The sequence below is a fragment of the Mesorhizobium sp. WSM4810 genome (assembly GCF_055811235.1).
Genome location: NZ_JBVVQV010000021.1, coordinates 70253 through 83274, shown reverse-complemented (window position 1 = coordinate 83274; position 13022 = coordinate 70253). Strand labels below are relative to the sequence as shown.

The following is a 13022-nucleotide window of genomic DNA, read 5'->3' as shown; positions in this document are numbered from 1 at the left end:
AAGTCACCACAGGTGATAGATTTAAAATCTTCTCGAAAAACCGGCAGATCGGGGTGATTAGCAGACAGGGGCGATCAGATGCTCTTCAGATCGCCCGCAGCGACCACAGGGCCGGTCGGCTGGCCGGTCGGCGAACCGCCGGTCGGTTCAAGGCTGACCGCAAGCACGGCGCCTTGCGCAAGTTTTTCCTGCACGGCCGGGGAGATGGTCATACGCGCGGTCTGGCCGGCCGGGATGACGCCCATAGAGACCGGCGCATTCTTGCCCTCGATCATCCAAAGCTCGAAATCCTTGCCGGCGGCGCGCTCGCCGGAGACATGCGACAGGCCGACCTCGCGACGGGCGGCATCATAGACGGCGAGGTATCTGACGTCGCTGCCATCGGCAGCCAGCGAGGCGATGAGCCGCGGCGGCTCGGCCGGCGGGTTGAGGTAAGGCTCGGCGATATAGATCGCCAACGCCGCGACGGAAGCGGCTGCAAGACCGCGCCAGAAGGCAAGGCTTGACCAGAGGCCGGCGCGAGGCTCTGCGACGAACAGCCGGCGATCCAATGCCTCCTTGACCCTGATCGGCGGCTCTGTCTCCGGATAGGCGTCGGCCATCGGCGAAAGACGCGCCTCCCAGACATCGACAAGGTGCGCGAAAGCGGCGTCCGCGTCGATGCGGCGTGACGCAATCTCGCGCTCTTCCGCGGCCAGGACGCCAAGAACGTATTCGGCGGCAAACAGGTCGTCGCCCCCAGATTCCGGTCCGTCATCCTCTGCCAGCGTCATCTTTCAAGACACTCTCTGAGCTTCAACAGGCTGCGCCGCAGCCAGGTTCTCATCGTGTTCAGCGGCACGTCATGGCGCGCCGCCAGTTCGGCATAGCTTTCGCCGTCCAGATAAGCGCCCCGGACGGCCGCCGCCCGGTCCTTTTCCAATTCGTCGAGACAACGATAGATGCGCCCGGATTCACCGCCCGCAACAGCCGCAGCCTCAGGTCCCGGCGCCGGATCGGCGACGTCGAGCGCAGCGTCGATATAGGCAGCAGGCTCTCGCCGCGCCCTTATCCGATCGATCGCGTGATTGCGCGCAATGGCCACCAGCCAGGAAATCGGGCTTAGCTCCGAAACGGCGAAACGGTCCGCCTTCGTCCATATCTTGACGAAGACCTCCTGCAGCGCCTCTTCCGCCTCTCCCCGGTCCTTCAATACACGAAGGCAGACGCCGAAAAGTTTCGCGCTGGTCTGCCGGTAGAGCAGATCGAACGCAGCCCGGTCCTTCATCGAAGTCCGGACGATCAGGTTGCTGATGTCCTGCGGCGTCATCGGCTGCCAAATTAAGCAATTGCCCAAATTAGGCAATTGCCCCAAATTATTCCACTGCAATGTATTGCAACGGCGGAAGCGTTCCTGTGCACCGGGAGCGCCGTCGGCTTCCATTGACGAGAAAGAGCCGACCTTTTGAGCATCGGATTTCCCAAAACCGGGTTTCCACTTTTGCATCCGATGCTCTAGCTTGCCGATAGTTGGGGGAGCAAGAATGTCGGTCGAACGGGCCCTGTGGGAACATGACGCTACCGCCCTGGCCGGCTTGGTGCGCAAAGGAGAAATCTCGCCGCAGGAGCTCGTCGACGCGGCGATTGCGCGGGCCGAGGCCACTCGCCCGGACATCAATGCCATCGCCGAGCCGCTTTACGAGGCGGCGCGGACGCGGGCGAAAACCATCGACCGCAAGCTGCCGCTGGCCGGCGTGCCCTTCGCGCTGAAGGATCTCGGCATCGCCATGAAAGGCGTGCCGACGCACGGCGGCAGCCGCATTCCGGCTTTCGTTGCCGATTTCGACTCGGTGATGACCGAACGCCATCTGGCCGCCGGCCTCGTCCCGATCGCCACCAGCACCTCGCCCGAACATGGGCTGAGGCTGATGACCGAATCCGCCGCTTTCGGCATCACCCGCAATCCGTGGAATACAGCCCATACCAGCGGCGGTTCGTCTGGAGGTGCGGCGGCGCTGGTCGCGGCCGGCGTCGTGCCGGTGGCACATGCTTCGGACGGCGGCGGCTCGATTCGCGTTCCCGCCGCCTGCACCGGGCTGGTCGGGCTGAAAACCTCGCGCGGCCGCGTGCCGCTGACGCCGCTGGTCAGCGAAAGCTGGTACGGCCTGGTCATCGACCACGCCGTTTCCCGCTCGGTCGGTGATTCGGCCTTGCTGCTCGACCTGACGCATGGGCCCGATCCGCTGTCGCCGTATGCGGCGCCGACGCCGAAAGGAACTTTCGCCGCCGCAGCAGTGCGTGACCCCGGCAAGCTGAAACTGGCGGTCTACCGGAAATCGCCGCTCGGCCTGCCGATATCGGCCGAGACGCTGGCGGCGCTGGACACTGCGATAGCTTTGGCGCGCGAAGGCGGCCATACGATAGAGGAGATCGACCTGCCCTATATCGATCGCGATTTCATCGCTGATTTCGCCAGAACCGTCGCCGCGGCGGTGGCCGGCACGATGCGCGGCGAGGTCTTGCGCGTCGGCCGCTCCATTTCGGGTGATATCGAACGCGCCACGCGGGTGATGAGCGCCTTCGGCGAAGTCCTTTCGGCCGGCGAGATCTATGCCAGCCTGCAGCGGCTGCATGCCACCTCGCGCCGGCTGATCATCGAGACGGCGCGGTACGATGCCGTGCTGATGCCTGTCATCGCGCATCCGCCACTAGCCTGCGGCGCGATGGATCCAAAAGGCGCAGATGCGTTCCTGGAAGAAATGATCGACAGGCTGCGGCTTGCCCGCTTGCTGAAATTCAAGCCGCTGTTCGGCCAGTTGATGGACAAGAGCCTGTGGTTCACCCACTGGCCGGCAATCCAGAACGTCAGCGGCCAGCCGTCGATCGCGCTGCCTGTTCATGTCACCGATGCCGGCCTGCCGCTCGGCATCCAGGCCGCCGGCCGCCCCGGCGACGAGGAGACCTTGTTGTCCCTCGCCGCGCAAATGGAAAAGATTTCGGGATGGCTGGCGCGGCGGGCGCCACTGCAGGTGCCCGGTACGAAAGCAGGCCGATTTCACCTGACGTGACAGCAAAGCCGTTTGCCCCCTGCTCCAATTCCCGCTAAGACGCCGCCGTTCATGCCAAGCTGGGAACCAAGCCGAATGACGGACCTCGCCGCCACCGCCGAAATGCAGGCCGCGCTGCTTTCGAGGGCGCTGCCCTATATGCAGCGCTACGAGAACAAGACGGTCGTGGTGAAGTATGGCGGCCACGCCATGGGCGACATCGCGCTCGGCAAGGCCTTTGCCCGCGACATCGCGCTGCTCAAACAATCCGGCGTCAACCCGATCGTCGTGCATGGCGGCGGGCCGCAGATCGGCGCCATGCTGAGCAAGATGGGCATCGAATCGAAGTTCGAGGGCGGATTGCGCGTCACCGACCAGAAGACGGTCGAGATCGTCGAGATGGTGTTGGCCGGCTCGATCAACAAGGAGATCGTCGCGCTGATCAATGCCGAGGGCGAATGGGCCATCGGCCTGTGCGGCAAGGACGGCAACATGGTTTTCGCCGAAAAGGCGCGCAAGACCATGATCGACCCGGACTCCAACATCGAGCGTGTGCTCGATCTCGGCTTCGTCGGTGAGCCGGTCGAGGTCGACCGCACCCTGCTCGACCTTCTGGCGCGGTCCGAAATGATCCCGGTGCTGGCGCCGGTGGCGCCGGGCCGTGACGGCCACACCTACAACATCAATGCCGACACCTTCGCCGGCGCTATCGCCGGCGCCTGCCAGGCGACACGCCTTCTGTTCCTCACCGACGTGCCCGGCGTGCTCGACAGGAACAAGAAGCTCATCGACGAACTGACCGTCGCCGAGGCAAAGGCCTTGATCAAGGACGGCACGGTGTCGGGCGGCATGATCCCCAAGGTCGAGACCTGCATCGATGCGATCGAGCGCGGCGTCGAAGGCGTCGTCATCCTCAATGGCAAGACGCCGCATTCGGTGCTGCTCGAACTGTTTACCGAACACGGCGCCGGCACACTGATCGTGCGGTAAGCCCAGGCTGCAACTTGTCGGTGAGAAACCCAGGGTTGAACAGGCGTCAGGGCGAACTTATCGCCTGAGGTGTCCAAGCGGCACGTGGCCCGGCCCCTTGATGTTCTGCAGCACAAGCTGCGTGTGGACGTCGCGCACGCCGTCGAGCCGCATCAGCCGGTGCATGACAAAGGCGTTGAGCTCGTCGACCGACGGCACCATCACATGCAGCAGGAAATCGTAGTCGCCAGTCATCGTCCAGCACGACGACACCTCGTCCATACGCTGCACGGCGGCGATAAAGGTTTCAGGCGACCCGTCGCTGTGGGTCACCAGGCGCACCTGAATGAACACTTCGACCATCAGGCCGATGGCGCGGCGGCTGAGCACAGCGGCAAAGCGCTTGATGATGCCGGCGCTCTGAAGAGCCTCGAAGCGGCGCGCGCATGGCGTCGTCGAAAGGCCGATCACCTGGGCCAGTTCGGACACAGGCTTGCGCCCATCGCGCTGCAAGACATCGAGCATCTTGATCTCAAAATCGTCAAACTGAGGCACTTTCACTCTCCTGCAGCTTTGCTGTGGTGGCTTTTACCTCAAATCGCTCGTTCGAGCCATCATCAAAGCGGATTTGCCTCACCGGATCCGGCTAAACTTTCAAGATGTTAGTCGTGATTTCCAGGGAGAACAGCCATGACGATGAACGTTGCCGATTACGCCCGCGAATGCGCGGCGCAAGGCCTTCGCGGCGACTATTCGGTCTGCCGTGCCGATTTCACCGTTGAGCAGAGCTACAACTACACTGCTGATGAGCAGGCGGTGTGGCGTACACTGTGCGACCGCCAGACGAAGCTGACCAAAAAGCTGGCACACCAGTCCTATCTCGACGGCGTCGCCACGCTGGGCCTGCTCGACAGGATTCCGGATTTCGGTGTGGTCAGCGAGAAGCTGCGCAAGCTTACCGGTTGGGAAATCGTCGCCGTGCCGGGCCTCATTCCGGCACCGGCCTTCTTCGTCCACCTGGCAGCCCGGCGCTTCCCGGTGACCAACTGGCTGCGGACGAAACAAGAGCTCGACTACATCGTCGAGCCGGATATGTTCCACGACTTCTTCGGCCATGTGCCGGTGCTGACCCAGCCGGTCTTTGCCGATTTCATGCAGATGTATGGCGAGAAGGCCGAGCATCTGATCGCGCTCGGCGGCGACGAGATGATCAGCCGCCTCTACTGGTACACCGTCGAGTACGGGCTGATCCAGGAGGCCGGCCAACCGTTGAAGGCTTTCGGCGCCGGGCTGATGTCGTCCTTTGCCGAACTTCAATTCGCGGTTGAAAGCAAGGACGCGCATCATGTTCCCTTCGATCTGAAAACGGTAATGCGCACCAGCTATGAGATCGACAAGTTCCAGCGCGCCTATTTCGTGCTGCCGTCCTTCGACGTTTTGCGCGATGCCTTCCACAACGTCGCCGACATGGCAGCGATCATCGGACGCCACAAGGGCAAGCCGGTGCTCGACCCGGCGAAACTTTAGACGCTGGCCCGGCTCGGACGCTCGCAGCCGATCGGCGCGGGCGTTGTTGGTGGCGCGCTGGGATTAGGAACCATCGGCAGGCCGGAAGCCGAGGCAAGGGCGTTCAGGCCGCTTCGGAAACGTCCCTGTCCAGGATGGTCAGATTGCGGCCGCGATCCTTGGCCTGGTAAAGGCGGCGGTCGGCGACACGCATCAGATCCGATACGCCGGCATCCTCGCCGCAGGTGACACCGCCGATGCTGACGGTGAGGGGTATGACCCGCTCATCGACGGGACGGAAGCGGATCAGCTCGACTTCACGGCGAATGCGTTCAGCGACGCGTTTGGCTTCCTGTTCGGTGGCGCCGACCAGAAACGCACCGAATTCCTCGCCGCCGATGCGGCCGATCACGTCGCCGCTGCGCACGCCGCGCTCGATCGCGCTTGCAATCAGGAGCAGTGCATCGTCGCCGGTCAGATGGCCGTAGCTGTCGTTGATGAGCTTGAAGTGATCGGCGTCGATGATCAGCAACGCACCGCGATCGGATTTACGCCGGGTGGCCTCGAGGGCGGCGAAGAAGCTCTCGCGGTTGAGCATGCCGGTCATGTCGTCGCGGCTTGCCTTCTCCGACAGGCGCCGATGCGCAGCGGCGAGCTGGGCATGAGCGCGGGCGAGGTCGCGATGAGCGCCTTTCAACCTCTCGCCCTGCCAGAACGTGTAGGCGCTGGCGATCCAGGCGAGCACCAGCGGGCAGACCGTGGACGTCAGCCAGATCGTACGGTTGATCGGAAAGCCCATTGCCGGAACGACGATCAGCGTCAACAACAGCGAGACTGCGAGGGAGGCGAAAGCGACGGCGGCAGACTTCAGAAATATGCGGCTCATCGCTGGTTCCCCCTGGACCGTCTGTGTGCCAGCAAGCCCTGAATGGCCCCTTTCGGCGATGCCTAAAATTTGAATCATCGGGCCATTTTCGCCACCCATGACGCGCATAAGTTGTGGATAAAGCCTCTGCCAAAAGCATTGTTTCGTGCCATAAGGGGTTGCATGACCACGCTCCCGGACCCCGCCCGCTTTGCCCATGTCACCGACTGGGTGTTCGACCTCGACAACACCCTCTATCCGCACCATTCGAACCTGTTCTCGCAGATCGACGTAAAGATGACCGCCTATGTCGGAGAACTGCTGACGCTGCCACGCGACGATGCCCGCAAGCTGCAGAAGGAACTCTACCGGGAATATGGCACGACGCTGAACGGTCTGATGGCGCGCCACGGCATCGATCCCGACGACTTTCTCGAGAAGGTCCATGACATCGACTATTCCTGGCTGGTTCCCGATCCCGTTCTCGGCACCGCCATCCGCCAGCTTCCCGGCCGCAAGTTCATCTTCACCAATGGCGACCGCAGGCATGCCGAACGCACCGCGCGCCAACTCGGCATCCTCGATCATTTCGACGACATCTTCGATATCGTCGCTGCCGGGCTGAACCCTAAGCCGGCCCGCCAGACCTACGAGAAGTTCGCGGAACTCCACGCGGTCACCGGCCACAATGCGGTGATGTTCGAGGATCTGGCCCGCAACCTGTCCGTGCCGAAATCGCTGGGCATGACCACGGTGCTGGTTGTGCCGCGCAACTTCGAGCCGACCTTCTCCGAAATCTGGGAACGTGACCCGGGCCACGAGGACGATGTGGATTTCGTCACCGACGATCTTGCCGAATTCCTCACCGCGATCGTCGACATCACCGCTTGAGCCGTAAGCTTCGTAAAGCCGGATCGAAGCCCGCGGCCTAGAGCTGATAGAAGCGGCTGATGATCCCCCAGGCTTCGTCGGCGGTGTCGACGAAATCGATGATGTCCTGGTCGCCAGGGGTGATCGTGCCTTGCTCGGCGAGGAAATCGAGATCGATCGCCCGTTTCCAGAAAGCCTTGCCGAACAGGATCACCGGCACGCGCTCCATGCGGCCGGTCTGGATCAGGGTCAGCGTCTCGAAGAATTCGTCCATCGTGCCGAAGCCGCCGGGAAACACCGCGACAGCCTTGGCGCGCATGACGAAATGCATCTTGCGGATCGCGAAATAGTGGAAGTTGAAACAGAGCTCCGGCGTCACATAGGCATTCGGCGCCTGCTCGTGCGGCAACACGATGTTGAGGCCGATCGACGGGGCGCCGACATCGTCGGCGCCGCGGTTGCCGGCTTCCATCACGCCGGGTCCGCCGCCTGTCACCACGACGAATTCGCGATAATAGGAGGTGGCCGACTGCTGCGAGCAGAGCCGGGCGAATTTTCGCGCTTCCTCGTAATATTTGCTGTTTTTCTCGAGGTTTTCCTTCTGCGTCTCGTTCTTGGCCGCCCAGGCTTCACCGCCCGGCTCGGGTATGCGCGCCCCGCCGAACAGGATGACGGTCGAGCCGATGCCGCGCTCGGCCAGGATCATCTCCGGCTTCAACAGTTCGAGCTGCAGCCTGACCGCGCGCAATTCGCGCCGTGTCATGAAGTCGGGATCGTTCCATGCCAACCGGTAGGTCTCGGCACGCGTCTGCGGCGTGTCCGGCACGCTTTTCGACCGCTCCAGATCCTCGTCCGAATGCGGCAGCGGCGTCCACCCCGCCTTTTCCATAGGAGTCATATTACCTACCCGTCCAATTATTCAGTTGCGCCGTCCCGCGACGCAGCCGCGATTGACCCTCACCAAGCCTTCACATAGGGTCCGGCGACTTTCAAAACAGGTTAAGGTGCGGCCCCTTAACAGCTTGGTAATGGAGCGAATTCATGTCAAAGCCCGATCTGGCGAGCCTCGAAAAGACCATCGAAACCGCCTTCGAGGAACGCGAGACGATTTCGACGGCAACCCGCGGCGCAGCGCGCGACGCCATCCAGGCGGCGCTCGACCTGCTCGACCGGGGTGTTGTCCGCGTTGCTGAGCGCCAGGCCGACGGCACATGGCATGTCAACCAGTGGCTGAAGAAAGCTGTGCTGCTGTCGTTCCGACTCAACCCGATGGAGATCATCAAGGGTGGTCCGGGCCAGGCCGTGTGGTGGGACAAGGTGCCGTCGAAATTCGACGGCTGGAGCGCCATCGACTTTGAGAAGGCAGGTTTCCGTGCCGTGCCGTCATCGATCGTGCGGCGCTCCGCCTACGTCGCGCCAGGTGCCGTGCTGATGCCGTCCTTCGTCAATGTCGGCGCCTATGTCGACAGCGGCACCATGGTCGACACATGGGCCTCGGTCGGCTCCTGTGCCCAGATCGGCAAGAATGTGCATCTGTCGGGCGGCGTCGGCATCGGCGGCGTGCTGGAGCCGATGCAGGCCGGCCCGACCATCATCGAGGACAACTGCTTCATCGGCGCACGCTCCGAAGTGGTTGAAGGGTGCGTCGTGCGCGAAGGCTCGGTACTCGGCATGGGCGTCTTCATCGGCCAGTCGACCAAGATCGTCGACCGTGCCACCGGCGAGGTTTTCTACGGCGAAGTGCCAGCCAATTCAGTGGTGGTGGCGGGCACGATGCCGGGCAAGAACGTGCCAGGCGAAAACTGGGGTCCCAGCCTCTACTGCGCCGTCATCGTCAAGCGGGTCGATGCCAGGACCCGTTCCAAAACCTCGATCAATGAACTGCTTCGCGATTGATCTTTTCAAAAAAACGGACCTACCCGCTTGCTCGACAGACCTCGATTTCTATGGCTTTTCTTCAGCCTTTCCGGGCGAGTGAACCCCAGCGCCTATGTTTTGGCGGGTCTTTTGCCGCTCCTCACTCAGCTTTTCCTGCTCTACCAGTTCTCGCGAACGCCGTTGGGCACTGCTGCAAGTCAGTACTGGGCGCTCGCCTGGTGGATCGCTGTGGTCGTCTCGACATGGTCGACCTTTGCGCTAACGGCGAAGCGGTTCCATGATTTCGGCAAGCCTACCTACTACGCATTGATCTCTCTCATCGTCGGCGCCATTCTCCTTGTCATTCTGGCCTTTTTCAAAAGTGATCCCGGACCCAACCGCTACGGCAAACGCACCAATGCGCCGGCCGAATCCTGAGCGCCGGGCGGGTCCCTAGCCATGCGCTACCGCACGCTTGATGCGAAACTGATCATCGAAACTGCCGAGCGACTGGAAAAACGCGTCGCCGAGCGGTTTCCCGATACCGGCTTGCGTGGCGTCGCCATAGAACTTGTGTCGCTGTCGCGTGATCTGGCCAAGGCGGCGAAGGCGCTGGAAGCGCCGATCTGGTGGCTGCGCGGCGTCGTCATCGTCACCATTGCCGCCGGCGCGCTGATGTTCCTGTTCGTCGGCACCATCCTTCCGCTCGGCCGCATCTCGGGAACCCACGACGCCATCCAGTCGGTGCAAGGCATCGAATCCTTGATCAACATGATCATCCTCGCGATGCTCGGCTTCCTGGCCTTGATCCGGACCGAGGAGCGCATCAAGCGCAAGCAGGTGTTTCGCAAGCTTCATGGCTTGCGATCGCTGATCCATGTCATCGACATGCATCAGCTGACCAAGGATCCGGCAGCGCTTTCAACCGATTTCAAGCCGACATCGCATTCACCGGCACGCATAACCGACCGTGCCGATCTCGCGCGCTACCTCGACTATTGCTCCGAAATGCTGTCGATCACCGGCAAGATCGCCGCGCTGTTCGCGCAATCGGTCAACGACGATGTGGTCGTCGATGGCGTCAACGACATCGAGTCCTTGGGCTCCAATCTGTCGCGAAAGATCTGGCAAAAGATCACCCTGATCGACGGTCCATTGCGGTCGGCTCGTCCAGGTACCTAAGCTAATCTTAATCACCTTGGTCCAGCATGCCCTGTGAAGACTGTGTCGACCGGCACGGAGCACTCGACTGGCACACGACGAGCCCCTGGCCAACCCGAAAACGCGCGGAAGGCGAAGCGCCGGCGCGCGGCTGTTCGCCTGGTTTTCTTCACCGATCAGAGCGGAACCGGAAGCTGTCCGCGCGCGGCTTCTCGACACCACTTTCGAGCGCAAATTCGCTGTCCTGTTCGGCACCATCAGTGTCCTGGTGCTGGCAGTCGGCGCCACTGTCTTCACCGGCGACCGGTGGCCTTACGCCTGGATGGCGGCCGACCTCATTCTGTTTGCCGTCCGCTTCCTGCTGATGCGGGAATGTGAGCGGACCCGCAAGCGCGGGGGAACGGGGCCGCTGACAGGCCTCATGGCCGCCGGTGGGTCATGGTCGGTGATTTTCGGCCTCGGCTGCTATGGCTGCGTCGTCAGCGGGGATATGGCGCTTGCCGTGCTGGCTGCCTTGAACGTCGCAGGCGTCGTCGGCGTGGTGTCGTCGCGCAACGCAGCGACCCCGCGCTACGCCATATTCGTCATGCTGGCCGTAAGCCTGCCTTTCCTGGTTGGCGCGCTGTTATCTCCGGCGCCCGGAATGTCGATCGTCGGATTTCAAGTGCCTTTCTATGTGGCCGGCGTCATCATCGTGCTGCTTCAAAATCATGCGATCAACGCCCGCATGATCCGCGCCGAACTGGACAATCGCGATCTGGCGATCAAGGACGCGCTGACCGGCCTGCCCAACCGCATCTTCCTTCAGGAGAAACTGCGCGGCATGTGCAGCGAGCTTGCGGCGCCGGCAGCAAACGGCGGCATGCCGTTTGCCGTTCTCAGCATGGACCTCGACGGCTTCAAACACGTCAATGACCGCTTCGGCCACGCGGTCGGCGACATGCTGCTGCGCAAGGTGGCCGAACGATTGAAGCGCGCTTTCCGACCGGGGGATATGGTCTTTCGCATCGGCGGTGACGAATTCGTGATCCTGCTGCCCGACACATCCGAGATCGAAGCCACCATGCTGGCAAAGCGCGCCATTGAGAAGATTTCGGTACCCTTCGACCTTGGCGTGGGCACCGCAATACCCTTCGGGTTGAGCATTGGAAGTGCCTTCGCGCCTGCCGACGGCGGCGAGCCGGAACTTCTTCTCACCTGCTCCGATCACGCGCTCTATGAAGCCAAACGCACCGGAAAGGGCCGTTACCGGGCGCATGTGCGGGCCGCGAACTGACCACAGCGATTATTTGGGCCTTTTGTCGCTCAGTCCATGCAATATCTCGTATCCCGCCTAAGTGCGTCGCGTCTGAAGCGACTCCTGCGACGCACTTTAAGCCTTTGTTTGTTTTATGCGCATTTGCCCAAAACCGCTGCGCCCGCACCGGTCAAGCCCAGGGCCATGCCTTTTGGGCGACATGCATCAGGCCTGCGACAATACGCCATGAAAACCATAGTGTCGGCGGGATGGCTGGCCCTTATGTCTGGCCGTGACAGGCCTTGCGCTTTCGACTAACGCTTTTGCCCATGACGTTGCCGACCGATCCCGCTGGAAATCTCGCCGCCCTCATCCGCTGCCCCTCCGTGACACCTATCGAGGGCGGGGCACTGAGCACGCTGGAAACAATGCTGAAACCACTCGGCTTTTCCGTCGAGCGCCCGGTGTTCTCGGAGGACGGCACGCCCGATATCGAAAATCTCTATGCGCGGCGCTCCGGCAACGGTCCGCACCTGATGTTCGCCGGGCATACCGACGTGGTGCCGGTCGGCGACGAGACCTCATGGACGCATCCGCCTTTCGCTGCCGAGATCGCCAAGGGCGAGATGTTCGGTCGCGGTGCCGTCGACATGAAGGGGGGCATCGCCTGTTTCATCGCCGCCGTGGCGCGCCATCTCGAGTCGAAAGGCGGCCTGAAAGGCTCGGTCTCGCTGCTGATCACCGGCGACGAAGAAGGGCCGGCCATCAACGGCACGACAAAGCTGCTCGAATGGGCGGTCGCCAAGGGCGAGAAATGGGATGCGTCGATCGTCGGCGAGCCGACCAATCCCGATGCGCTGGGCGACATGATCAAGATCGGCCGGCGCGGCTCTTTGTCCGGCAGCATCATCGTCAACGGCCGCCAAGGCCACGCCGCCTATCCGCAGCTTGCCGACAATCCGGTGCGCGGCCTGATGACGCTGGTCGAAGCCTTGCTGCACCCAGTCTTCGACAAGGGCACCAAGGACTTCCAGCCGACCAATCTGGAGGTAACCTCGATCGACGTCGGCAATCCGGCCACCAATGTTATTCCGGCAAAGGCGACCGCCGCCTTCAACATCCGCTTCAACGACACATGGACCGCCGAGACCATCCAGGCGGAAATCCACAACCGTCTCGACAAGGCGGCGAAGCGAAAGAAATACCGGGCCGGCAAGACGACACCGGTCGATTACGAACTCGTCTGGCGCGACCGGCCGAGCCACGTCTTCCTCACCCGCGACAAGCGGCTGATCGAAGCGCTCAGCGGTTCGGTCAAGGCGGTGATCGGCAGGAAGCCGGCGCTTTCCACCTCCGGCGGCACCTCCGATGCACGCTTCATCAAGGATTATTGTCCGGTGGTCGAGTTCGGGCTGGTCGGCAAGACCATGCACATGGTCGATGAACGCGTCGCACTTGCCGACCTCGAGACGCTGACGCAGATTTATCTGCGCTTCATCGAAGACTGGTTCGAGCAAGGCGCATCGTAATC

14 protein-coding genes are annotated in these 13022 nt (G+C 62.4%); 9 read left to right on the top strand and 5 right to left on the bottom strand.

Going from position 1 to position 13022, the window contains the following annotated elements; all coding sequences use genetic code 11:
• Positions 1-74 precede the first annotated feature (74 nt).
• Positions 75-773 carry an anti-sigma factor gene (locus AC0L3O_RS25550; protein WP_473534828.1) on the bottom strand — a complete coding sequence of 233 codons (699 nt, stop codon included), beginning with the start codon at positions 771-773 and terminating at the stop codon, positions 75-77.
• Positions 770-1309, bottom strand: coding sequence for a sigma-70 family RNA polymerase sigma factor (locus tag AC0L3O_RS25545; RefSeq protein WP_128170241.1), 540 nt, complete (start codon positions 1307-1309; stop codon positions 770-772). Before AC0L3O_RS25545 ends, AC0L3O_RS25550 begins: the two co-directional genes overlap by 4 nt.
• A 214-nt stretch (positions 1310-1523) precedes the next feature.
• On the opposite strand from AC0L3O_RS25545, the gene AC0L3O_RS25540 reads away from it, so the two are divergent.
• Together AC0L3O_RS25540 and argB are read left to right on the top strand one after the other, a co-directional pair.
• On the top strand, positions 1524-3047 hold the full coding sequence (locus AC0L3O_RS25540) for an amidase (RefSeq protein ID WP_473534827.1): 1524 nt from the start codon (positions 1524-1526) through the stop codon (positions 3045-3047).
• 75 nt (positions 3048-3122) lie between these two features.
• Positions 3123-4016, top strand: a complete 894-nt coding sequence (gene argB / locus AC0L3O_RS25535; RefSeq protein ID WP_128184988.1) for an acetylglutamate kinase — start codon at positions 3123-3125, stop codon at positions 4014-4016.
• Between the two features lie 57 nt (positions 4017-4073).
• Here the strand turns inward: argB and AC0L3O_RS25530 are convergent, their stop codons facing one another.
• On the bottom strand, positions 4074-4550 hold the full coding sequence (locus AC0L3O_RS25530) for an Lrp/AsnC family transcriptional regulator (RefSeq protein ID WP_287065917.1): 477 nt from the start codon (positions 4548-4550) through the stop codon (positions 4074-4076).
• Positions 4551-4685: 135 nt separating this feature from the next.
• On the opposite strand from AC0L3O_RS25530, the gene phhA reads away from it, so the two are divergent.
• Positions 4686-5522 carry a phenylalanine 4-monooxygenase gene (phhA, locus tag AC0L3O_RS25525; protein ID WP_473534826.1) on the top strand — a complete coding sequence of 279 codons (837 nt, stop codon included), beginning with the start codon at positions 4686-4688 and terminating at the stop codon, positions 5520-5522.
• Between the two features lie 103 nt (positions 5523-5625).
• Here phhA and AC0L3O_RS25520 read toward each other — a convergent pair whose 3' ends face one another.
• A complete protein-coding gene (locus AC0L3O_RS25520; protein ID WP_023801575.1) occupies positions 5626-6387 on the bottom strand; it encodes a GGDEF domain-containing protein in 762 nt (253 codons plus the stop codon).
• 162 nt (positions 6388-6549) lie between these two features.
• On the opposite strand from AC0L3O_RS25520, the gene AC0L3O_RS25515 reads away from it, so the two are divergent.
• The gene (locus AC0L3O_RS25515; protein ID WP_023801574.1) at positions 6550-7257 is read left to right on the top strand and encodes a pyrimidine 5'-nucleotidase; all 708 of its coding nucleotides are present in this window, start codon (positions 6550-6552) and stop codon (positions 7255-7257) included.
• 37 nt (positions 7258-7294) lie between these two features.
• On the opposite strand, the gene AC0L3O_RS25510 is transcribed toward AC0L3O_RS25515, so the two are convergent.
• Positions 7295-8134 (bottom strand): LOG family protein, encoded by an 840-nt coding sequence (locus tag AC0L3O_RS25510; protein WP_287345580.1) that lies wholly within the window; start codon positions 8132-8134, stop codon positions 7295-7297.
• A 143-nt stretch (positions 8135-8277) separates the two neighbouring features.
• On the opposite strand from AC0L3O_RS25510, the gene dapD reads away from it, so the two are divergent.
• From dapD to dapE, 5 genes are all read left to right on the top strand, one after another.
• On the top strand, positions 8278-9132 hold the full coding sequence (gene dapD / locus AC0L3O_RS25505; RefSeq protein ID WP_287345581.1) for a 2,3,4,5-tetrahydropyridine-2,6-dicarboxylate N-succinyltransferase: 855 nt from the start codon (positions 8278-8280) through the stop codon (positions 9130-9132).
• Between the two features lie 27 nt (positions 9133-9159).
• Positions 9160-9531, top strand: a complete 372-nt coding sequence (locus AC0L3O_RS25500; protein ID WP_027152133.1) for a DUF805 domain-containing protein — start codon at positions 9160-9162, stop codon at positions 9529-9531.
• 21 nt (positions 9532-9552) lie between these two features.
• Complete coding sequence (locus AC0L3O_RS25495; RefSeq protein ID WP_473534825.1) at positions 9553-10275, top strand: hypothetical protein; 723 nt, start codon at positions 9553-9555, stop codon at positions 10273-10275.
• A 247-nt stretch (positions 10276-10522) separates the two neighbouring features.
• Entirely contained in the window at positions 10523-11530 is a 1008-nt protein-coding gene (locus AC0L3O_RS25490) for a GGDEF domain-containing protein (RefSeq protein WP_473534824.1), read from the top strand.
• 290 nt (positions 11531-11820) lie between these two features.
• Positions 11821-13020 carry a succinyl-diaminopimelate desuccinylase gene (gene dapE / locus AC0L3O_RS25485; protein ID WP_473534823.1) on the top strand — a complete coding sequence of 400 codons (1200 nt, stop codon included), beginning with the start codon at positions 11821-11823 and terminating at the stop codon, positions 13018-13020.
• The last annotated feature ends 2 nt before the right edge of the window (positions 13021-13022 follow it).